This window comes from Streptomyces sp. NPDC051662, assembly GCF_040681655.1.
Classification (GTDB): Bacteria; Actinomycetota; Actinomycetes; order Streptomycetales; family Streptomycetaceae; genus Streptomyces.
The window spans coordinates 59,754-81,407 of the sequence record NZ_JBFAZD010000026.1 but is presented as its reverse complement, the minus strand read 5'-3'; the positions used below and the strand labels follow the sequence as shown (position 1 = coordinate 81,407).

Below are 21,654 nucleotides of genomic sequence, written 5' to 3'. Positions count from 1 at the left end.
CCGTGCGCACCCGACTCCTTCCGCTGCTCATCATCCTCATGGCGGGCGTGCTCCTCGCCCTGGGCTTCCCGCTCGCCGTGAGCCTCGCCGCCGCCGAGCAGCAGCGCGTCGTCGTCGACCGGATCGACGACACCGCGCGGGTCGCGGCCCTGGCCCAGTTCGTCTCCGAGAGCCGCTCGGGCGCCCAGGAGCGGCGCACGATGCTGGAGACGGAACTGACCAGGTACTACGAGGTGTACGGGGTCAGGGCCGGTGTCTTCTACCGCGACAACGGCGTCATGGCCCGCGCCCCCGAAGGCTGGAGCGTCCCCGAGGAGGGCCCGGCCCGGCGGTCCTTCGAGGAGGCGCTGCTCGGCCGGCGCAGTGGCGATCCCGAGCAGGTCTGGCCCTGGCAGAACGGCCGGCTGATCGTCGACTCACCGGTCGTACGGGACGGCGATGTCGTCGCCGTGGTCGTGACCGACTCACCGACCGGCCAGATGCGTTCGCGCATCCTCCACGGCTGGCTGATCATCGCCGCGGGCGAGGTGGCGGCCATGCTGCTCGCCGTCGGGGCCGCGATCCGGCTGACCGGCTGGGTACTGCGTCCGGTACGGGTACTGGACGCGGCCACCCATGACATCGCCACCGGCCGGATGAACTCCCGGGTCGCGGCGGCGGGTGGCCCCCCTGAGCTGCGCCGGCTGGCCAGCTCCTTCAACGAGATGGCCGACAACGTCGAGGATGTGCTGGAGCAGCAGCGCGCCTTTGTCGCGGACGCCTCGCATCAGCTGCGCAATCCGCTCGCCGCCCTGCTGCTCCGTATCGAACTGCTCAGCCTCGAACTGCCCGAGGGGAACGAGGAGATCGCCTCCGTACGGACGGAGGGCAAGCGCCTCGCACAGGTCCTCGACGATCTGCTGGGCCTGGCACTGGCCGAGCACACCGCCGCGGATCTGCGGCTCACGGATATCGGTGAGGTGGCGTCCGAGCGGGTCGCCGCCTGGCGGGCCCTCGCCGACGAGAAGGGCGTCAGGCTCACGGAGCACCGCGCGGCGGTCACCGCCTGGGCCGATCCCATCGCACTCTCCAGCGCCCTGGACGCCGTGATGGACAACGCGCTCAAGTTCACCCCGGCCGACGCAGAGGTCACGGTCATGGTGGCCCGCGACGGCATGACCTCGAAGATCGTCATCAATGACGGCGGTCCCGGTCTCACGGATGACGAGCTGGCCAGGATCGGGGACCGCTTCTGGCGCAGCAACCGCCACCAGAACATCAAGGGATCGGGCCTCGGCCTGTCGATCAGCCGGGCCCTGCTCGCGGCCGGCGGCGGCTCGATCTCCTTTGAGCACGGCGAACCGGGCGGACTCCAGGTCACGCTGAGCGTCCCGAGATCATCCCCGACGGCCTGATCAAGTGCTTGCCCGGCCGACGGGCTACGACACGCCCTACGGCTTCTCCGACCGGTAGTACCGCTTGGCGCCCTCATGCAGCGGCAGCGGATCCGTATAGATGGCGGTCCGCAGATCGACCAGCTGCGCGGGATGCACCTCGTCGCCTATCCGGTCCCGGCTGTCGATCACCGTGCGCGTGAAGCCCTCCGTCAGCCCGGCGCTCATCCGGTCGGTGGTCACCAGCAGATTCGCCACCGCGACCGTCGGTACGGCCGTGCCGTTCTGCGCCTTGCCGTAGGCGTCGGCGGGTATCACCGCGGAGCGGTAGTAGCGGGACGCGGCCTCGCCCGAGGAGTGCAGCCGGTCGACGAGCGCGGACTCCAGCGGCACCAGCCGTATGTCGAAGCGCTCCGACAGATCCTGGACCGCCCCGGTGGGCAGCCCGCCCGACCAGAAGAAGGCGTCCAGCTCGCCCCGTTCGAGAAGGCCCGGCATCGTGTCGATCCCGACCGAGAACGGGACGACGTCCTTCCGCGGGTCGAGATCCGCGGCGGACAGCAGCCGGTCCGCTATCAGCCGGACCCCCGAGCCCTCCTGACCCACCCCCACCTTCTTGCCGCGCAGATCAGCGGTGGAGCGGATGTCCGCGTCCTTCGCCGCGACCAGCTGCACATAGTCGTCGTACAGGCGCGCGCAGCCGCGCAGCCGGTCCGCGCCCGGCTTGCCGTCCCTCTGGTACTTGGCGACGGCGTCGGCGGTGGCGATGGTGAAATCGGCCTCGCCGGACGCCACCCGCGCGATGTTCTGCTGTGAGCCCTCGCTGGTACGGAGCTGTATCGACACCTCCGGCAGATCGCGGGCGAGATCCTGCTTCAGGAGCATTCCGTACCGTTGATAGACCCCGCTCGTCACGCCCGTGCTGAACGTGACCGAGCCGCTCGGCGCGGACGGCCCGATCGGGAGCAGCCACCACAGCAGCAGCCCGAGCAGCACCAGCGCCGCGGTGGCGCCCTGGAGAGCGCGACCGCGGCCGATACGGGACGTAAGGCCGAACATGCCCCGATCCTGTCAGCTCACTCCCCGTAATGGCCAGGCCTTGTCTTGTGCCCGCCACGGTCTGTCCTCCGCCCGCGACGGTCTCCACGGGAACGCTCCGGCTCATCTCCACGGGAACGCTCGGACTCCATGGGAATCCTCGGGCAGTCGTCCCGGCCGACCCCGTACCCTGGTGGGCGAGATGAGCGAGAAGACTTACGAGGTACGCACCTACGGGTGCCAGATGAATGTCCACGACTCCGAGCGGCTGTCGGGCCTGCTGGAGGACGCCGGATACGTCCGCGCGCCCGAGGGCGCCGACGGCGACGCCGATGTCGTTGTCTTCAACACCTGCGCGGTGCGGGAGAACGCCGACAACAAGCTGTACGGCAACCTCGGCCGGCTCGCGCCGATGAAGACCAAGCGGCCGGGCATGCAGATCGCCGTCGGCGGATGTCTGGCGCAGAAGGACCGCGACACGATCGTGACGCGCGCCCCCTGGGTCGATGTCGTGTTCGGCACGCACAACATCGGCAAGCTGCCGGTGCTGCTGGAGCGCGCGCGGGTCCAGGAGGAGGCCCAGGTCGAGATCGCGGAGTCGCTGGAGGCATTCCCCTCCACGCTGCCGACCCGCCGCGAGTCCGCCTACGCCGCGTGGGTCTCCATCTCCGTCGGCTGCAACAACACCTGCACCTTCTGCATCGTCCCCGCGCTGCGCGGCAAGGAGAAGGACCGCCGCCCCGGCGACATCCTGGCCGAGATCGAGGCGCTGGTCGCCGAAGGAGTCTCCGAGATCACGCTGCTGGGCCAGAACGTCAACGCGTACGGATCCGATATCGGTGACCGCGAGGCGTTCTCCAAGCTGCTGCGGGCCTGTGGCGCGATCGAGGGCCTGGAGCGGGTCCGCTTCACCTCGCCGCACCCGCGCGACTTCACGGACGATGTGATCGCGGCGATGGCCGAGACGCCGAATGTGATGCCACAGCTCCATATGCCGCTTCAGTCCGGCTCGGACACCATCCTGAAGGCGATGCGCCGCTCGTACCGCCAGGAGCGGTATCTCGGCATCATCGACAAGGTGCGCGCCGCCATTCCGCACGCCGCCATCTCGACCGACATCATCGTGGGCTTCCCGGGCGAGACCGAGGAGGACTTCGAGCAGACCATGCGGGTCGTGCGCGAGGCGCGTTTCGCGCAGGCGTTCACCTTCCAGTACTCCAAGCGCCCCGGTACCCCGGCCGCGGAGATGGAGGGGCAGATCCCCAAGGCGGTCGTCCAGGAGCGCTACATGCGGCTGTCCGCCCTCCAGGAGGAGATCTCCTGGGAGGAGAACAAGACGCAGGTCGGCAGGGTGCTGGAGGTCATGGTCGCGGAGGGCGAGGGACGCAAGGACGGTGCCACCCACCGGCTCTCCGGACGCGCCCCCGACAACCGCCTCGTCCACTTCACCAAGCCGGACGAGGAGGTGCGTCCAGGCGATGTGGTCACCGTCGAGATCACCTACGCGGCCCCGCACCATCTGCTCGCCGAGGGACCGACGCGGACGGTACGCCGCACCCGCGCCGGAGACGCCTGGGACCGGCGGAACGCGACCGACGCCGCGAAGCCCACGGGTGTGCTGCTGGGTCTGCCCACGGTCGGGGTGCCGGCCCCGCTGCCGGCCGTGACGGGCGGCTGCTCCGTCGAGTGACGGGGCACCGCCCTCCGTACGCACCCGCCCTCCGCGCGGACGGGGCCGGGAACTCGCTCGTCTAGGCTGCGGATCATGCTCGTAGCCGCCGCCGTGTGTCCCAGTCCGCCCCTGCTCGTACCCGCCGTGGCCGCCGGAGCGGCCCCCGAGCTCGATGCCGCGCGCGCGGCGTGCGCCGATGCCCTCGGGGTGCTGGCGACCGCCGGGCCGGACCGGCTGATCGTCGTCGGACCCGCCGAGTACGACCGCCGGGGGGAGCATCCGCCGGGGAGCGCCGGGTCCTTCCGCGGCTTCGGCGTGGACGTCGATGTCGTCCTCGGCGCGGGCACGGCGACGGCGCGGGCCGGGACCGGAGAAGGCCCCGGACGGGCGCTGCCCGCGTCCCTGGCGGTGGCCGCCTGGCTGCTCGAACGTGCCCAATGGGCCGCCGCCCCCGTCAGCGGACTGGGCGTGGGGGAACCTCTCGGCACCGAGCAGTGCCTCAGCACGGGGCGGGAGCTCGCGGCACGGGCCGGCCGGGTGGCGCTGCTGGTGATGGGCGACGCCAGCGCGTGCCGCTCGCTGAAGGCGCCGGGATATCTGGACGAACGGGCGGCCGGATTCGACGAGGAGGTGGCCCGGGCCCTGCGTACGGCGGACGTGGCGGCGCTGACGGCACTGGACACGGAGCTGGCGTACGCGCTCAAGGCGGCGGGCCGGGCGCCCTGGCAGGTGCTCGCGGGCGCCGCCCAGGGGGCCGGTCTGGACGGCGAGCTGCTGTACGAGGACGCGCCCTACGGCGTGGGTTATCTCGTCGCGGCCTGGTCGTAGCGCGGGCCAGGTCTCCGAGCCGGTGTGGTTCCTGGGGGGAAGAACAACGGCCGCGAAGCGCTGCGAAGCGCCTCGCGGCCGTCCTGGCCGGTGTGCCCGGCCTCTGTGCGCCGAGGATCAGGAAGCGGGCGGTGGCGGCGGGGGAGTGCCGTCATCCTTGTGAGCGAGCTTGCCCAGGGCGTCCTTGGCTTTGCCCGTCCCGCTGTCGATCTTGTCGCTGTACTTGCCCTTGGTCTTCTGATCGACCGTGCGGGCGGCCTTCTCCAGCCCGTGCTCGATCTTGTCCCCGTGCTGCTGCGCGAGGTCAGCGACCTTGTTCTTGGCCGGGCCGATCTTGGCCTTCAATGAATCCAGGAAGCTCATGGGCCACCTTCCCTCGGAGGAGACAACAGCCTACTTGCAGCCTACTTGCGGGTGCTCTTCCCGGCCTCATTGTCCGCCGCGGCCTCCGCCGACTGCTGCTTCGGGATCTCCACGCCCTCGGCCGCCGCCGTCTCGGGCCCGGCACTCTCCGCAGGCTCGGCCGTCGCCGTTCCGGTCTTCCCGGATTCGGCCTCCGCCGCCACGACAACGCTGTCCTCGGCGGGATCGGCCATTGGAGTGGTAGCCGGTGCCTCCGTGATTGACGCGTCGGACGCGGCTACCGACTTCCGGCGAAACCGTGAAAAAACACCCATAACTTCTCCATACATTACTCGTGAGGGCGAAATTCCGCGCCGCCCGGAGCGTCCCATTGCGCCGCCCAGGGGCACCGGCCAGAAAACCGGCGGCCGGAACCTCGCAACAGGCAACGAAGCCGAACGCGTGCCGTCACGTAACTCATTCGGGGAGCGGCCCGTGTGTTTGCGAGACTGGGGCGGTGAGAAGCGCAGCTACCGCACCGCGGGTCATCGCCGTCGTCGGTCCCACCGCGGCCGGCAAGTCCGATCTGGGCGTTCATCTCGCCCGGCAACTCGACGGTGAGGTCGTCAACGCCGACTCCATGCAGCTCTACCGGGGGATGGACATCGGGACCGCCAAGCTGACGACCGAGGAGCGTGCCGGTATCCCGCATCACCTCCTGGACATCTGGGAGGTCACCGAGGCCGCCAGCGTCGCCGAGTACCAGCGGCTCGCCAGGGCGGAGATCGACCGGCTGCTCGCCGCGGGCCGTACCCCCGTCCTGGTGGGCGGTTCGGGGCTGTACGTACGCGGTGCCATCGACGCCCTCGAATTCCCCGGCACCGATCCCGAGGTGCGCTCCCGGCTGGAGAGCGAGCTGACCCTCCGCGGGTCCGGCGCCCTGCACGCGCGGCTGTCCGCCGCGGACCCCCAGGCGGGCCGCGCGATCCTGCCCAGCAACGGCCGCCGTATCGTCCGGGCGCTGGAGGTGATCGAGATCACCGGCAAGCCCTTCACCGCCAATCTGCCGGGCCATGACTCGGTCTACGACACCGTGCAGATCGGCGTCGATGTCGCCCGCCCCGAGCTGGACGAGCGGATCACGCGGCGCGTGGACCGGATGTGGGACGAGGGGCTGGTGGACGAGGTGCGGCGGCTGGAGGCCCGGGGTCTGCGTCAGGGACGTACCGCCTCACGCGCCCTCGGCTACCAGCAGGTGCTCGCGGCGCTCGCGGGGGAGTGCACCGATGACGAGGCGCGCGCCGAGACCGTACGCGCCACCAAACGCTTCGCGCGCCGGCAGGACTCCTGGTTCCGCCGCGACGCGCGGGTCCACTGGCTGGGAGGCGGATCGGAGCACCGGGAGGAACTGCCGCACCGGGCGCTGGCGTTGGTCGAACGAGCGGTCACAGCCTGATCACGTGATGGCATCGGGACGCTCCGTGCGCCCTTGCGGTACCTCCGGGCGTGCCATCATCGAGCATCGATCGACCATCGGGCATCGATCGACCAGTGAAGTCCGATTGGGGAGGGCGCGTGGCGATGGAGGCCGGCCCTCGCGACAGAGAACCCACGGCACCGGACATCCCGGATGCCTCTCCGGGGCTGAGCCCCGACGGACCGGAAGACGAGACCACGACCCCCGAGGTCGAGGTCGAACTGCGTCCCCAGCGCCGGATGCGGATCTGGCAGCTCGCCCCGATCGTGGGGCTCGCCGCGATCGGCTCGCTGATGTTCGCCTTCCCCCTCGCCTTCGGCACCGGGGACGGCGGTGCGGTCGTCGCCATGCTGGGGCTGCTGATCAGCTGCTGTGCGGCGGGCTGGGCCATGATGGCCGCCCGCCGGGTCGGCCACACCTGGCCGGGACTGCCGACCCGCGCCTCCGGCGAACGCCCCGACTGGCGGGTCATCGCCCTGTACGTCTCCGTGGCCGCCGCCCTGGTCGCCCTCGCCGTCTGGCGGGTCGCGCGGCTGCGCTGACCGCGCGGTGGTGATGTCGGTCCCCGCTCGTACGATGGACCCCGTGAGCACTTCCCAGACCGCGCCGGTCGCCTTCCTCAAGGGACACGGGACCGAGAACGACTTCGTGATCATCCCCGACCCGGACAATGCCATCGACCTGCCCGCCCACGCCGTCGCCGCCCTGTGCGACCGCAGGGCCGGCATCGGCGGCGACGGGCTGCTGCATGCCGTACGGTCGGCCGCGCACCCCGAGGCGCGCGCCATGGCCGGCGAGGCGGAGTGGTTCATGGACTACCGCAACGCCGACGGCTCCGTCGCCGAGATGTGCGGCAACGGCGTACGGGTCTTCGCGCGCTACCTCCAGCGCGCCGGCCATGTGACGGCGGGCGATCTGGCGGTGGCCACGCGCGGCGGGGTGAAGCGCGTGCACCTCGCCAAGAGCGCGGGCCGCTCGGCGACCCGGGCCGAAGACGGCGACATCACCGTCCGTATGGGACGTGCCGTGCTCCCCGGCGACGGGGTGACCGTGGCCGTCGACGGCCGGGAGTGGCCCGCCCGGAATGTCAACATGGGCAATCCGCACGCCGTCGCGTTCGTGGAGGAGCTGGCGCACGCCGGGAATCTGTTCTCCGAACCGCCCGTCAGCCCCGCGTCCGTCTACCCGGACGGCGTGAACGTCGAATTCGTCGTCGACCGCGGTCCGCGCCATGTCGCCATGCGCGTCCATGAACGCGGCTCGGGCGAGACCCGCTCCTGCGGTACGGGCGCCTGCGCCGTGGCCGTCGCCGCGGCCCGTAGGGACGGCGTCGACCCCGCGGTGACCGGATCCCCCGTCGCCTACACCGTGGATCTGCCCGGCGGACGCCTCGTCATCACGGAACACCCGGACGGCGAGATCGAGATGACCGGACCCGCCGTCATCGTCGCGGAGGGGTATCTCGATCCGGCCTGGCTCGAAACGGCCTTCGCGGCACGCACGCTCTGAAGCTCGCTCGAATGGGTGATCCGTTTCACGCCGGGCGAGAGCGGGACTGCTCCACGTGGTGGGCTCGATAGCATCAAGCACCGGCCCGGAGGGCGCCCTTGCTCTTCACCGCCGGTCGAAGCTGCCGGAGGTGCCCATGAGTGCAGAGGCCACCAACCCTGGTGCCCAGGTGAGTCGCAGACGCGGCCTTCCCCGGATCGACCTTCGCAGAATCGGCCGGGCCGCGTTACTCGGTCCCACCTCCAGGGACAGGCTGCCCGACGCCATGGGCCATGTCGCGGACGCCCACCGCGCGCACCATCCGGACGCCGACCTCGGTGTGCTGCACAAGGCGTATGTGCTCGCCGAGGCCTCGCATCGCGGGCAGTTCCGCAAGAGCGGCGAGCCGTACATCACGCATCCGCTGGCCGTGACCCTGATCCTCGCCGAACTGGGCGCGGAGACCACGACCTTGACGGCCTCTCTCCTCCACGACACCGTGGAGGACACCGAAGTGACGCTCGACCAGGTGCGCGCGGAGTTCGGTGACGAGGTCTGCTATCTCGTCGACGGGGTCACCAAACTGGAGAAGGTCGACTACGGCGCTGCCGCCGAGCCCGAGACCTTCCGCAAGATGCTCGTGGCCACTGGCAACGATGTCCGAGTGATGTCGATCAAGCTCGCGGACCGGCTGCACAACATGCGGACGCTCGGTGTGATGCGCCCCGAGAAGCAGGCCCGTATCGCCAAGGTCACCCGGGACGTCCTCATCCCGCTCGCCGAACGCCTCGGTGTGCAGGCACTCAAGACCGAGCTGGAGGACCTGGTCTTCGCGATCCTCCATCCGGAGGAGTACGCGCACACCCGTGCCCTGATCGCCGACAACGCCACCGCGGGCGACGCGCTCGCGGCGATCTCCGAGGATGTCAGGAGGGTGCTGCGCGAGGCGGGTATCGCCGCTGAAGTCCTCGTACGGCCGCGGCACTTCGTCTCCGTACACCGCTCCGGGCTGAAACGCGGCGAACTGCGCGGCACGGACTTCGGCCGGCTGCTGGTGCTCGTCGGTGAGGACGCCGACTGCTACGCCGTCCTGGGCGAGCTGCACACCTGTTTCACCCCGGTCATCTCCGAGTTCAAGGACTTCATCGCCGCACCCAAGTTCAACCTGTACCAGTCCCTGCACACCGCGGTCGCGGGCCCCGACGGCGCGGTCGCCGAAGTCCTCATCCGTACGCACCAGATGCACAAGGTCGCCGAGGCCGGGGTGGTCGCGCTCGGTAATCCGTACGTGTCCGTCGAGAGCGGGGGAGCGCACGACGGTACGGGGTCCTCCGCCGGGACCACCGCCCCGGCCGGTGCCGCCTCGGAGTCCGCCGGGGATCCGGGGGACTCCGAGCGGGCCGACCCGACCAGGCCCGGCTGGCTCTCCCGGCTCCTGGAGTGGCAGCAGGCGGCGCCCGACCCGGACACCTTCTGGACGACCCTCCGCGCGGACCTCGCTCAGGACCGGGAGATCACCGTCTTCCGCGCCGAGGGCGGCATGCTCGGACTGCCGGCGGGGGCGACCTGCGTGGACGCCGCGTACGCGCAGTACGGCGAGGCCGCGCACGGCTGTCTCGGGGCACGCGTCAACGGCCGGCTGGCGACGCTCAGCACGGTCCTGAGCGACGGCGACACGGTCCAGCTGCTGCTGGACAGGGACGCCGCCTCGGGGCCCTCCCCGGAGTGGCTGAGCCACGCCCGTACCGCCGCCGCGCGGATCGCGATCACGGGATGGCTCGCGGCGCATCCGGAAACGGTCGGACTCCCCGCCGCCACGCCCCGCGCGGCCCTCGCCGTCAGCACGGGCCGGCGGGACGTCGCCAACGCCGTGGTGGATCTGCCGGGCGCGACGGTCCGGCTGGCGGGCTGCTGTACGCCCGTACCGCCGGACGCCGTCACCGGGTTCGCGGTCCGCGGCGGTGTGGTCACCGTCCACCGGCAGGAGTGCCGGGCGGTGGAACGGATGCGGGCCCTCGACCGCGCCCCCGTCGCGGTGAGCTGGGGAGACGCCCCGGAGTGCCGGGTCACGCTGTACGCCGAGTCCTTCGGGCGGCCGAGGCTGCTCGCCGATCTCACGGAAGCCATCGCCACGGCGGGCGCAGCGATCGTCGCGGCCACGGTGGAGCCGCCCAGCGAGCAGCGCGTACGGCACACGTACACGCTGGAGCTGCCCGACGCGGCGGGCCTGCCCGGTCTGATGCGGGCGATGCGTGACGTACCGGGGGTGTACGACGTCAGCCGCGCCCAGCATCCGGCGACGGCCTGATCGCTCCGCCGGGCGGCTTCGTCAACCGCGCGCCGCCTGGCATCCGGCCCGTGTCCGCGCTCTGACCTGCCCCTTTCGGGTGGGTGCGGAGCGCGCCGTCGCGGTGCGCCGGGGAGGCGCTGGTAGCCGTGGATCATGCTCCTCACCAACCGCCGACTGCGCGCCGCCCTGCTGGCCGCCGCCTCGGTCACCCTCGTCGCCGCGACCCTGCCCGCCCCCGAGCCGCTCGGCATCGGCGACCCGCTCTTCCCGCGGCTCGGCAACCCCGGCTACGACGTGCTCAGCTACGACCTCGACTTCACCTATGGCGGCGACAACCGCAAACCGCTGGACGCCATCACCAAGATCGACGCACAGACGACCCAGCGGCTGGAACGGATCAACCTCGACTTCACCCATGGAAAGGTCCGCTCGGTCGAGGTGAACGGCGCGCCGGCGCGCTTCGCGACAGCCGGCGAGGATCTGGTGATCACACCGGCCGCCGCGATCGAGGACGGCTCGCGGATGCGGATCACCGTCAGCCACACCAGCGATCCGACGGGCGACCGCGGCGGCTGGGTACGGACCACCGACGGACTCGCGATGACCAACCAGGCCGACGCCGCGCACCGCGTCTTCCCCGGCAACGACCACCCCGCCGACAAGGCCTACTTCACCTTCCGGATCACCGCGCCCGCGCGGCTGACCGCCGTGGCCAACGGCGTAATGGATGGCAGGGCACGCGCGGGCGCGATCACCACCTGGACCTACCGCACCCGCCACCCCATGGCCACCGAACTGGCCCAGGTCTCCATCGGCAACTCGGCCGTGGTGCGCCGCCAGGGTCCCGGCGGACTGCCCGTACGGGACGTGGTGCCGGCCGCGGACCGCCAGAAGCTGGAGCCCTGGCTCAAGAAGACACCGGACCAGATCGGCTGGATGGAGCGCCAGGTCGGGCCGTACCCCTTCGAGAACTACGGTGTGCTGGTCGCGAGCGCCGACACCGGCTTCGAACTGGAGACACAGACCCTCTCGCTCTTCGAGCGGGCCCTGTTCACCGAGCCCGGATACCCGGCGTGGTACGTCGACTCGGTCATGGTCCATGAACTGGCCCACCAGTGGTTCGGCGACAGCGTCTCCCCGCGCAGGTGGTCCGACCTCTGGCTCAACGAGGGGCACGCCACCTGGTACGAGATGCGCTACGCGCAGGAGCACGCCGGGAAGTCGATGGAAACCCGGATGCGGGACGCGTACCGGCAGTCCAACGGCTGGCGGGCGGCGGGCGGCCCTCCGGCGGACCCGAAGCCACCGGTGGAGGGGCAGCCGATCAGCCTGTTCCGGCCGGTGATGTACGACGGCAGCGCCCTGGTGCTCTACGCGCTGCGGCACGAGATCGGCGAGGCGGCCTTCGCGCGCCTGGAGCGGGACTGGGTACGGATCCACCGGGACGGGACGGCGACCACGACGGACTTCATCGAGCTGGCGTCGTCCACCGCGGGGCGTGATCTCTCCGCGTTCTTCAAGGCGTGGCTGTACCGGCAGAAGACTCCGCCGATGCCCGGCCACCCCGACTGGCGCTCCGAGGCACCGGCCGGGAACCACAACGCCCCGCGGAACCGGCACGCCGCGCCGCACAGGATGCCCCACGGCACCGGGGACACCGTCCGGGAACAGAGCGTGAAACCCGAGTGACGGCCGGGCCGAACCGTGCCACCATCGATATGTCGGCACCGCGGCCGGGAATCATTTCCCGCCGTCACGCGTTGTGACCGACGTATCAGAAATCTTTCGACGTAAGGATCCAATGACCTCCTCTTCCTCTCCTTCCCAGGACGCGCAGCGCTTCGCGGACCACCGCACCGAAAGCCTTCGGGCCGATGCCCTGATGGAAGAGGACGTCGCCTGGAGCCACGAGATCGACGGAGACCGGGACGGCGATCAGTTCGACCGCTCCGAGCGTGCCGCGCTACGGCGTGTGGTGGGCCTCTCCACCGAGCTGGAAGACGTCACCGAGGTCGAGTACCGGCAGCTGCGCCTGGAGCGCGTCGTGCTGGTCGGCGTATGGACCTCGGGGACCGTGCGGGACGCCGAGAACTCGCTCGCGGAGCTGGCGGCGCTCGCCGAGACGGCGGGCGCGCTGGTGCTCGACGGCGTGATCCAGCGCCGTGACAAGCCCGATCCGGCCACGTACATCGGCTCCGGCAAGGCCCAGGAGCTGCGGGACATCGTGCTGGAGAGCGGCGCCGACACCGTCGTCTGCGACGGTGAGCTGAGCCCCGGCCAGCTGATCCATCTCGAAGATGTCGTCAAGGTCAAGGTCGTCGACCGTACGGCCCTGATCCTGGACATCTTCGCCCAGCACGCCAAGTCCCGTGAGGGCAAGGCTCAGGTCGCGCTGGCGCAGATGCAGTACATGCTGCCGAGGCTGCGCGGCTGGGGTCAGTCGCTGTCCCGTCAGATGGGTGGCGGCGGCGGTGGCGGTATGGCCACCCGCGGTCCCGGTGAGACCAAGATCGAGACGGACCGGCGGCGTATCCGCGAGAAGATGGCGAAGATGCGCCGGGAGATCGCGGACATGAAGACCGGCCGCGAGATCAAGCGGCAGGAGCGGCGGCGCAACAAGGTGCCGTCGGTCGCGATCGCCGGATACACCAACGCGGGCAAGTCGTCCCTGCTCAACCGGCTCACCGGCGCGGGCGTGCTGGTGGAGAACGCGCTGTTCGCCACCCTCGACCCGACCGTGCGCCGGGCCGAGACCCCGAGCGGCCGGATCTACACCCTGGCCGACACGGTCGGCTTCGTCCGGCATCTGCCGCACCACCTCGTCGAGGCGTTCCGCTCCACGATGGAAGAGGTCGGCGACTCCGATCTGATCGTGCATGTGGTGGACGGTTCGCACCCTGCGCCGGAGGAGCAGCTGGCCGCCGTGCGCGAGGTGATCCGCGATGTGGGCGCGGTGGACGTACGCGAGATCGTGGTGATCAACAAGGCCGACGCGGCCGATCCGCTGGTGCTCCAGCGGCTGCTGCGCGCGGAGCGGTACGCGATCGCCGTCTCGGCGCGTACGGGCCAGGGGATCGGCGAGCTGCTCGCGCTCATCGACGAGGAGCTGCCCCGGCCCGAGGTCGAGGTCGAGGCGCTTCTCCCGTACACCGAGGGCGCGCTGGTCTCCCGGATCCACGCCGAGGGCGAGGTGCTCTCCGAGGAACACACCCCGGAGGGCACGGTGGTCAAGGCGCGTGTCCACGAGGAGCTGGCAGCGGCGCTCGGCCCGTATGTGCCGGTGGCCCGCTGACTTTGTAAGGCCCCGGCAGTCCGGACAGGACGAAGGCCCGCCGCCTCCGCGAGGAGGAGGCGGGCCTTCGTGCCGTGGGACAGCCGTCCGCGCCGGCGGTGGTAGCTGTCGTCCCGCGCGTTACTGACCGGCGAACTTCTCGCTGACCTCGCCGTAGACGGCCTTGGCGACATCACCGAGACGCGGTCCGGCGAGCCAGCCGCCCGTGACCGGGCCGATGGAGGTGTTGGACACCAGGGCGGGCCTGCCGTCCGCGCCGTTCGCTACCCAGCCGCCACCGGACGAACCACCGGTCATGGTGCAGCCGATCCGGTACATCGTCGGGTCGTCGGCCGTCATCGACAGCCGGCCGGGCTTGTCCTGGCACTGGAAGAGCTTCTGGCCGTCGAACGGCGGCGCCGCCGGGTAGCCGGTCGCCGTCATGGCGTCGATCTGGGGGGTGGCCGGAGCGTTGAACTCCACGGGCAGCGCCGAACCGACCGTCTCCTCAAGGGACGTGCCGGTGCCGCCCTTCTCCGGGGTGACATGGACGACCGCGAAGTCGTACGGCGCGCCCTGGCCGCCGGTCGAGGCGCCCTGCGAGATCCACTGGTCGGAGGTCTGCGCCCAGTCGGCCCACCACACGCCCTCCGGAGCGATCTGCTCCTTGGGAGCCGTCTCCAGCTCGGCCGTCGAGAGTCCGCTGTTGTTGTACGACGGTACGAAGGCGAGGTTGCGGTACCAGCCGCCGGTCTTGCCCGCGTGCACGCAGTGGCCCGCGGTCCACAGCAGGTTGGACTTGCCGGGGTTGGCCGGATCCTCGACCACGGTCGCGGAGCAGACCATCGAGCCCTCGGGGCCGTCGAAGAACAACTTGCCCGCCTCGGCCGCGTTCTCGCCGTACGGCGCGTTCACCGCCTGCGCGGTGACCGGCTCCGGAGTCGGGTCGGTCACGCCCGCGTCGCCGGAGATGTCCTGATCCTCGACCGCCTTCTCCGGCGGCTTCTCCGCGTCCCGCATCCGGTCGGGGTCCCAGAGGCCCTCGATGATCGGGTTGATGTAGTCCTTGGCCTCACGCAGCCAGGTGTCCTTGTCCCAGTTCTTCCACTCGCCGTTCTTCCACTTGTCCAGATCGAACCCGCGCTCCTTGAGCCGGTCCTTGAGCTCGTCGGGTATCCGGATCTTGCCGTCGGACGAGCCGGTGGCGGCGTCGCTCGCCTGACCGGTGGCGTTGTCCTCCTCCGGCCCGCAGGCCGTGGCCGTCAGCGCGAGCGCCGCGGCCATCGCGGCCGCGGCGAGGACGGGGGAGGTTCTGCGCCGTGTGCTCCTTCCACGGCGTGCGGCGAGCGTGGGGCGAATGGGTCGCATGGCGTGTATCCCCCTGGGACTTCGGACAATTCGGAAGGACGATTCGGAACGGTGAAGCGGATGGCGCGGCCCGGGCGCGGTGCCGGAGCCGGGACAACGGCCCCCCACTATGCCGGTGCCGATGGGGACGGTGTGCGGCAGGGCCGCGGTTCCGCGGCCAAGGATCTTTCGACTGCCCGTGATCCCGGGCACTCTCCGTCGTTTGTACGTAGGGGCGGGCGCTCCGTCTCAAGGACGCCCGGTCTCAAGCTCAAGGGCGCCCGGTCTCAAGGGCACCCCGTCTCAAGTCGGCGTCCACCGTCGAACATTCGGCGGCCGAGGGCCGTACTGACAGACGACTGACTGTGACATGACGTGTGACAACGGGAGGACCGACAGCCGTGGCCGTGACCGAACCCCCTCCAGCGGCACCGACCGTCGCCCACGAGGGCATCCTCCGGCGCCAGTCCTTACGGGAATCGGCGGCCCGCACGTACGCGAGGTCCCTGCCCATCGTGCCCGTGCGCGCACGGGGACTGACCATCGAAGGCGCCGACGGGCGGCGGTACTTGGACTGCCTGTCCGGCGCGGGCACGCTGGCTCTGGGACACAACCATCCGGTCGTTCTCGAAGCGATCAGGAAGGTCCTCGACTCGGGGGCGCCGCTCCATGTCCTCGACCTCGCCACACCCGTCAAGGACGCCTTCACCACCGAGCTGTTCGCCACGCTGCCACCGCGGTTCGCCGAGAACGCCCGGGTGCAGTTCTGCGGCCCCGCGGGCACCGACGCCGTCGAGGCCGCGCTCAAGCTCGTCCGTACCGCCACGGGCCGCGGCGGGCTCCTCGCCTTCACCGGCGCGTACCACGGGATGACGGCCGGCGCGCTCGCCGCCTCCGGGGGAGCCGAGGACGTACGGGTGACCCGGCTGCCCTATCCGTACGAGTACCGCTGCCCGTTCGGCATCGGCGGGGAGCGCGGCGCCGAACTCGCCGCGCGCTGGACCGAGAACCTCCTCGACGACCCCAAGGGCGGCCTGGCCGCCCCCGCCGGAATGATCCTCGAACCGGTGCAGGGCGAGGGCGGGGTGATCCCCGCCCCCGACAACTGGCTGCGCAGGATGCGCGAGATCACCACCGACCGCTCCATCCCGCTCATCGCCGACGAGGTACAGACCGGGGTCGGCAGGACCGGCACCTTCTGGGCCGTGGAACACAGCGGGATCACCCCCGATGTGATGGTGATGTCCAAGGCCATCGGCGGCTCCCTTCCCCTGGCCGTGATCGTCTACCACTCGGATCTCGACTGCTGGCCGCCCGGCGCCCACGCGGGCACCTTCCGCGGCAACCAGCTCGCGATGGCGGCGGGCGCGGCCACCCTGGCCTACGTACGGGAGAACCACCTCGCCGACCGCGCCGCGATCCTCGGCGCGCGCATGCTGGGGCAGCTCCAGGGGCTGGCCGCCAACCATCCCTGTATCGGAGACGTACGGGGCCGTGGTCTCATGATCGGTGTGGAACTCGTCGCCCCGGAAGCCGGCGAACCGGCGCCGTCGGATCCGGCCCTCGCCACGGCCGTCCAGCGGGAGTGTCTCAACCGCGGCCTCATTGTGGAACTCGGCGGACGCCGGGCCTCCGTCGTACGGCTGCTTCCGCCGCTCACGCTCACCGACGAGCAGGCCGTCGCGGTCCTCGACCGCTTCGCCGACGCCCTGGCCGCCGCCGAGCGCGCCGCACTCCGCCGGAAAGAAACCGGCCCCTAGAACTGCCCCAGGACACCCTCACAAGGAAGCCCCCGCCGTGAACTCCACCCCCGCACCAGATGTGCCCGAGGCCACCGGCCGCCCCACCGCCCACCCCGGAGGACCCGACCGGGGGCAGGACGCGTCCCACACCGCCGGTACCGTCGAGCCGACGACGGTGCCACGGCAGCCGACGGGCGGCTTCGACGGCCAACCCGCCACCGGTGCCGACGCGTTCGCCGGTGTCCCGGTGGCCGACCAGCTCGACCATCCCGACCCGCTGAAGGCGGCCGACGCGGCGGCCGTCGAGAACCTGCTGCGCTGCTGGGTCAGGGAGAACGATCTGCCCCGCCCCGAGGGCCAGATCCTCCGGATCCCCCTTCACGCCAGTGGCACCGCGCTGCTCGTCCCCGTCCGGTACTGGTCGGTGACGGGCTGGCACCGCTTCGGGATGCCGTTCCTGGAGAGCGCCCCCCGGGACGCCCCGGCCGCCGAGGCCGTCACCGTCGCGGCTCTCCTCGGCCGCGAGTCGGGCCGCTACCAGGGCGGCGAGCTGGTCGGCAGGGTCGCCAACTCCCTGCTGCACACGGCCGACTTCCTCGCCGACCGGCGGCGCCGCCCCGAAACCGCCCCCGACGCCGACCTGTTCCTCACCGCCGAGCAGTCGCTCCTTCTCGGCCATCCGCTGCACCCCACGCCCAAGAGCCGGGAAGGGCTCTCCGAGGCCGAAGCCCGGCTCTACTCACCGGAGTCACACGGCTCGTTCCCGCTGCACTGGATGGCCGTCGACCGGTCCGTACTCGCCACCGACTCCGCCTGGACCGAGCAGGGCCGCGTCCTGCCCGCCGAGGCGCTCACGGCACGTCTCCTCGGCGACGTCACCCTTCCCGAGCACACCGTCGCCCTGCCCCTCCACCCCTGGCAGGCACGTGAGGTGCGACACCGCCCCGCCGTGGCCCGCCTCCTCGACGCCGGTCTCCTCCATGACCTGGGCCCCCACGGCGCCCCCTGGCACCCCACCTCCTCGATCCGTACCGTCTACCGGCCCGGCGCACCCGCCATGCTCAAGCTCTCCCTCGGGGTCCGCATCACCAACTCCCGCCGCGAGAACCTCCGCAAGGAACTGCACCGCGGTGTCGAGGTCCAGCGGCTGCTGCGCGCGGGACTCACCAAGGAGTGGCAGGCCGCCCACCCCGGCTTCGACATCGTCCGCGACCCCGCCTGGCTCGCCGTGGACACCGAGGACGGCGAAGCCGTGACCGGGCTCGACGTCATGGTGCGCCACAACCCGTTCACCGCCGGGGACGACGCCGTCTGCGTCGCCGGACTCACCGCCGCGCGCCCGCGTCCCGGCCGTACCGGCATGCGGTCACGGCTGGCCGAGCTCATCGCCACGCTCGCCGACCGTACCGGCCGCCCCGGCGGAGCCGTGGCCGCCGAGTGGTTCCTGCGCTATCTGGACCAGGTCGTACGCCCGGTGCTCTGGCTGGACGGTACGGCGGGCATCGCCCTGGAGGCGCACCAGCAGAACACGCTGGTACTCCTCGACACCGCGGGCTGGCCCGTCGGCGGACGCTACCGCGACAACCAGGGTTACTACTTCCGCGAGTCCCACCGCGCCTCGCTGGAGCAGCGGCTGCCCGGCATCGGCGCCGCCAGCGACACCTTCGTCTCCGACGACGTCACCGACGAACGCTTCGCCTACTACCTCGGCATCAACAACGTCCTCGGTCTGATCGGGGCGTTCGGTGCGCAGGGCCTCGCCGACGAAGGCGTCCTGATCGCCGCCTTCCGCCAGTTCCTCGCCGGAGCGGCGCGCCTCGGCTCACCGCTGCCCGAACTGCTGCTGGATGCCCCCACCCTCCGCTGCAAGGCGAACCTCCTCACCCGGCTGCACGGCCTCGACGAGCTGGTCGGGCCCGTCGACACCCAGTCCGTCTACGTCACCATCGCCAACCCCCTTCGCCGTTGAAGAACCCGAACCGTCCGCACTGCCGAGAGGAGAGCGCCACTGTGCCTCCCACCGATGCCGGCACCGACACCGATGCCGGCCCCGCCCCGCATACCGGCGGGGGCCCCGATGACACCGTCGACATGCGGTTGTCCGACGAACTGGTCGCGCTGTTCGGGGAGGGCGATCCGGTGGCCCTGACCCCCTCGCACGACGACCTCCCGGCCGGTGATCTGCTCGACGCCCCCGCCGGATGGGGGCCCGTCACCACCTCCGCGGGCGTCTTCCAGCTCGTGCCGGTACGCGTCGCCCGCGATCTGGCGCTGATCAGCCGCTGGATGAACGATCCTGCCGTCGCCGCCTTCTGGGAGCTGGCGGGGCCGGACGAGGTCACCGCCGACCATCTGCGCCCACAGCTCGAAGGCGACGGCCGCAGCGCCCCCTGTCTCGGCGTGCTCGACGGAGTCCCGATGAGCTACTGGGAGATCTACCGAGCGGACCTCGACCCGCTCGCGCGCCACTACCCCGCGCGCCCGCACGACACCGGGATCCATCTCCTGGTGGGCGGCGTGGCCAACCGTGGGCGCGGAGTCGGCACGACCCTCCTCAGAGCGGTCTCCGATCTCGTCCTCGACCACCGTCCGCGCTGCGGGCGCGTCATCGCCGAGCCCGACCTCCGTAACACGCCCTCCGTCGCCGCCTTCCTCAGCGCCGGCTTCCGGTTCTCCGCGGAAGTCGACCTGCCCGACAAACGAGCCGCTCTCATGGTCCGCGAACGCGCTCTGCGCGACCTGCTGTGAATGATCTGCTCCCCTGGCCACCCCGCGCGATGCCCACCCCCGCTCGATCCGCTCGATCCCATCGGTTCCCTCCCCGAGGAGTCCACGTGCCGACGTCCCCTGCGACCCATGACTCCGCCGGCCCCACCGGCCCCACCGGCTCCATATCCCCCGGCGACTCCACCGGTTCCACCGAGCCGGCCGGGCTGTTCTCGCCACCCGAGCTGAACCCGCTGACCTGGGAGCGGGCCGCCGCCCGTCTTCTCGCCAAGCTGATCGGTGAATTCGCGTACGAGGAGATCATCGAGCCCACGCCCGCTCCGTCGGCCGACGGAGCCGCCGAGGGCCGGCACACCGCCGCGGACGGTCTCCCGTACGCCCTTACCCTCGACGAGGGGGAGACGCTCACCTTCCGCGCCACCCGCGGTGCCTACGGCAGCTGGCGCGTCGATCCGGGCTCCCTCGCCCTTGACGGCCGGCGCTTCACCGATCCTCTGCGCTTTCTGCTGCTGGCGCGCCGGCTGCTCGCCCTCGACGGCGCCACCCTCGGCCATCTCGTGCGTGAACTCACCACCACGATCGCGGCCGACGCCAAGCTTGAGCACACCGCACTCGGCGTGGGACGTCTCGCCGACCTCGGCTACGCCGAACTCGAAGGACACCAGACCGGCCACCCCTGGATCGTCCTCAACAAGGGCCGGGGCGGCTTCTCCGCCACCGATGCCGACCGCTGGGCGCCCGAGGCCCGCACACCGACCGAGCTGCCCTGGATCGCGGCCAGCACCTCACTCGCCACCTACCGCGGAGTCGGCTCGCTGGAAACGCCCGATCTGCTCTACGCCGGCGAACTCGACGACACCGTCCGCGAGCGCTTCGACTCCGTACTCCGCGACCGCGGACTCGACCCCGCCGGCTATCTCTACCTCCCCGTGCACCCCTGGCAGTGGGACGAAGTGCTGCTCCAGCTCTACGCCCCCGCCATAGCCAAGGGGGCGATCGTGCCGCTCCCCACCGACGGGGACCTCCGGCTGCCGCAACAGTCCATCCGTACCTTCCTCAATCTCGGCCGGCCCGAGCGGCACACGGTCAAACTGCCGCTGTCCATCCTCAACACCCTTGTCTGGCGCGGTCTTCCCACGGAACGCACGCTCGCCGCCCCCGCCGTCACCGCGTGGATGCACGGGGTGCGCGACGCGGACGCCTTCCTCCGCGACGACTGCGGGGTCATCCTGCTCGGTGAAGTCGCCTCCGTAACGGTTGAACACCCCCTCTACGACCATCTTCCCGAGGTTCCTTACCAGTACAAGGAGCTGCTCGGCGCGATCTGGCGCGAGCCCCTCCAGGCCCGTCTGACACCCGGTGAGCGTGCCCGTACGCTCGCCTCGCTCATCCATACGGATCCGCACGGCCGAGCGTTCACCGCCGAACTCGTCGCGCGTTCGGGACTCACGCCCGCCGACTGGCTCCAGCGGCTCTTCGCCGCGCTGCTTCCACCCCTGCTGCACTTCCTCTACCGCTACGGGACGGTCTTCTCCCCGCACGGCGAGAACGCCATCGTCGTCTTCGACACCCAGGACGTGCCGGTACGGCTCGCGATCAAGGACTTCGTCGACGATGTGAACATCAGCGCGCGGCCGTTGCCCGAACATGAGTCGATGTCCGAGGACGTGAAGAGCGTTCTTCTGACGGAAGAGCCCTCCTTCCTCACCCAGTTCATCCATTCAGGGCTCTTCGTCGGTGTGTTCCGCTTTCTCGCGCCGCTGTGCCAGGACCAACTGGGCGTGTCCGAGGACGAGTTCTGGTCCCTCGTACGGGCGGAGATCCTGCGCTACCAGGGCCGGTTCCCGGAGCTGAAGGAGCGGTTCGAGATATTCGACCTGCTCACGCCCCGTATCGAGCGTCTCTGCCTCAACCGGAACCGGCTGCATCTCGACGGCTACCGGGACCGCTCCCACCGGCCGCACGCCGCCGTGCACGGTACGGTTCCCAACCCGCTCGCCGTCCGGCCGCCGGGCGAGTGACCTCCGTTGTCAGCGGCGCCCCGTAGGGTGGTCGGGCT

Annotated in this window: 17 protein-coding genes; 13 read left to right on the top strand and 4 right to left on the bottom strand. The window is 71.0% G+C overall.

Annotated elements, in window-relative coordinates; translation table 11 throughout:
- Positions 1–2 precede the first annotated feature (2 nt).
- Positions 3–1,394: a HAMP domain-containing sensor histidine kinase gene (locus AB0M67_RS32540; RefSeq protein ID WP_365751154.1), complete on the top strand. Its 1,392-nt coding sequence runs from the start codon at positions 3–5 to the stop codon at positions 1,392–1,394.
- A 36-nt stretch (positions 1,395–1,430) separates the two neighbouring features.
- Here AB0M67_RS32540 and AB0M67_RS32535 read toward each other — a convergent pair whose 3' ends face one another.
- On the bottom strand, positions 1,431–2,432 hold the full coding sequence (locus AB0M67_RS32535; RefSeq protein ID WP_365751153.1) for a TAXI family TRAP transporter solute-binding subunit: 1,002 nt from the start codon (positions 2,430–2,432) through the stop codon (positions 1,431–1,433).
- Between the two features lie 181 nt (positions 2,433–2,613).
- Here AB0M67_RS32535 and miaB point away from each other — a divergent pair, with 181 nt between their 5' ends.
- The gene (gene miaB / locus AB0M67_RS32530; protein ID WP_365751152.1) at positions 2,614–4,101 is read left to right on the top strand and encodes a tRNA (N6-isopentenyl adenosine(37)-C2)-methylthiotransferase MiaB; all 1,488 of its coding nucleotides are present in this window, start codon (positions 2,614–2,616) and stop codon (positions 4,099–4,101) included.
- A 75-nt stretch (positions 4,102–4,176) separates the two neighbouring features.
- Complete coding sequence (locus AB0M67_RS32525; RefSeq protein WP_365751151.1) at positions 4,177–4,911, top strand: class III extradiol dioxygenase subunit B-like domain-containing protein; 735 nt, start codon at positions 4,177–4,179, stop codon at positions 4,909–4,911.
- Between the two features lie 117 nt (positions 4,912–5,028).
- Here AB0M67_RS32525 and AB0M67_RS32520 read toward each other — a convergent pair whose 3' ends face one another.
- Both AB0M67_RS32520 and AB0M67_RS32515 read right to left on the bottom strand, forming a co-directional pair.
- Positions 5,029–5,274, bottom strand: a complete 246-nt coding sequence (locus tag AB0M67_RS32520; protein WP_365751150.1) for an antitoxin — start codon at positions 5,272–5,274, stop codon at positions 5,029–5,031.
- A gap of 41 nt (positions 5,275–5,315) precedes the next feature.
- On the bottom strand, positions 5,316–5,507 hold the full coding sequence (locus AB0M67_RS32515) for a gliding motility protein (RefSeq protein ID WP_365751149.1): 192 nt from the start codon (positions 5,505–5,507) through the stop codon (positions 5,316–5,318).
- 263 nt (positions 5,508–5,770) lie between these two features.
- Between AB0M67_RS32515 and miaA the strand changes: the two genes are divergently transcribed.
- From miaA to hflX, 6 genes are all read left to right on the top strand, one after another.
- Positions 5,771–6,709, top strand: coding sequence for a tRNA (adenosine(37)-N6)-dimethylallyltransferase MiaA (miaA, locus tag AB0M67_RS32510; protein WP_365751148.1), 939 nt, complete (start codon positions 5,771–5,773; stop codon positions 6,707–6,709).
- 125 nt (positions 6,710–6,834) lie between these two features.
- Complete coding sequence (locus tag AB0M67_RS32505; protein WP_249953114.1) at positions 6,835–7,272, top strand: hypothetical protein; 438 nt, start codon at positions 6,835–6,837, stop codon at positions 7,270–7,272.
- 34 nt (positions 7,273–7,306) lie between these two features.
- Complete coding sequence (gene dapF, locus AB0M67_RS32500) at positions 7,307–8,239, top strand: diaminopimelate epimerase (protein ID WP_365751147.1); 933 nt, start codon at positions 7,307–7,309, stop codon at positions 8,237–8,239.
- A gap of 136 nt (positions 8,240–8,375) precedes the next feature.
- Positions 8,376–10,526: an HD domain-containing protein gene (locus tag AB0M67_RS32495; RefSeq protein ID WP_365751146.1), complete on the top strand. Its 2,151-nt coding sequence runs from the start codon at positions 8,376–8,378 to the stop codon at positions 10,524–10,526.
- Between the two features lie 135 nt (positions 10,527–10,661).
- Positions 10,662–12,197 carry a M1 family metallopeptidase gene (locus AB0M67_RS32490; RefSeq protein ID WP_365751145.1) on the top strand — a complete coding sequence of 512 codons (1,536 nt, stop codon included), beginning with the start codon at positions 10,662–10,664 and terminating at the stop codon, positions 12,195–12,197.
- Positions 12,198–12,309: 112 nt separating this feature from the next.
- A complete protein-coding gene (gene hflX / locus AB0M67_RS32485) occupies positions 12,310–13,800 on the top strand; it encodes a GTPase HflX (protein WP_365751144.1) in 1,491 nt (496 codons plus the stop codon).
- A 120-nt stretch (positions 13,801–13,920) separates the two neighbouring features.
- Here hflX and AB0M67_RS32480 read toward each other — a convergent pair whose 3' ends face one another.
- A complete protein-coding gene (locus AB0M67_RS32480; protein ID WP_365751143.1) occupies positions 13,921–15,147 on the bottom strand; it encodes a hypothetical protein in 1,227 nt (408 codons plus the stop codon).
- 380 nt (positions 15,148–15,527) lie between these two features.
- On the opposite strand from AB0M67_RS32480, the gene AB0M67_RS32475 reads away from it, so the two are divergent.
- The 4 genes from AB0M67_RS32475 (at position 15,528) to AB0M67_RS32460 (ending at position 21,616) form a co-directional block, all read left to right on the top strand.
- Complete coding sequence (locus AB0M67_RS32475) at positions 15,528–16,886, top strand: diaminobutyrate--2-oxoglutarate transaminase family protein (RefSeq protein WP_365751142.1); 1,359 nt, start codon at positions 15,528–15,530, stop codon at positions 16,884–16,886.
- A gap of 37 nt (positions 16,887–16,923) precedes the next feature.
- The gene (locus AB0M67_RS32470; RefSeq protein ID WP_365751141.1) at positions 16,924–18,837 is read left to right on the top strand and encodes an IucA/IucC family protein; all 1,914 of its coding nucleotides are present in this window, start codon (positions 16,924–16,926) and stop codon (positions 18,835–18,837) included.
- Between the two features lie 41 nt (positions 18,838–18,878).
- Positions 18,879–19,616 carry a GNAT family N-acetyltransferase gene (locus tag AB0M67_RS32465; RefSeq protein WP_365751140.1) on the top strand — a complete coding sequence of 246 codons (738 nt, stop codon included), beginning with the start codon at positions 18,879–18,881 and terminating at the stop codon, positions 19,614–19,616.
- A 143-nt stretch (positions 19,617–19,759) separates the two neighbouring features.
- Positions 19,760–21,616, top strand: coding sequence for an IucA/IucC family siderophore biosynthesis protein (locus AB0M67_RS32460; protein WP_365751181.1), 1,857 nt, complete (start codon positions 19,760–19,762; stop codon positions 21,614–21,616).
- Positions 21,617–21,654: the final 38 nt, after the last annotated feature.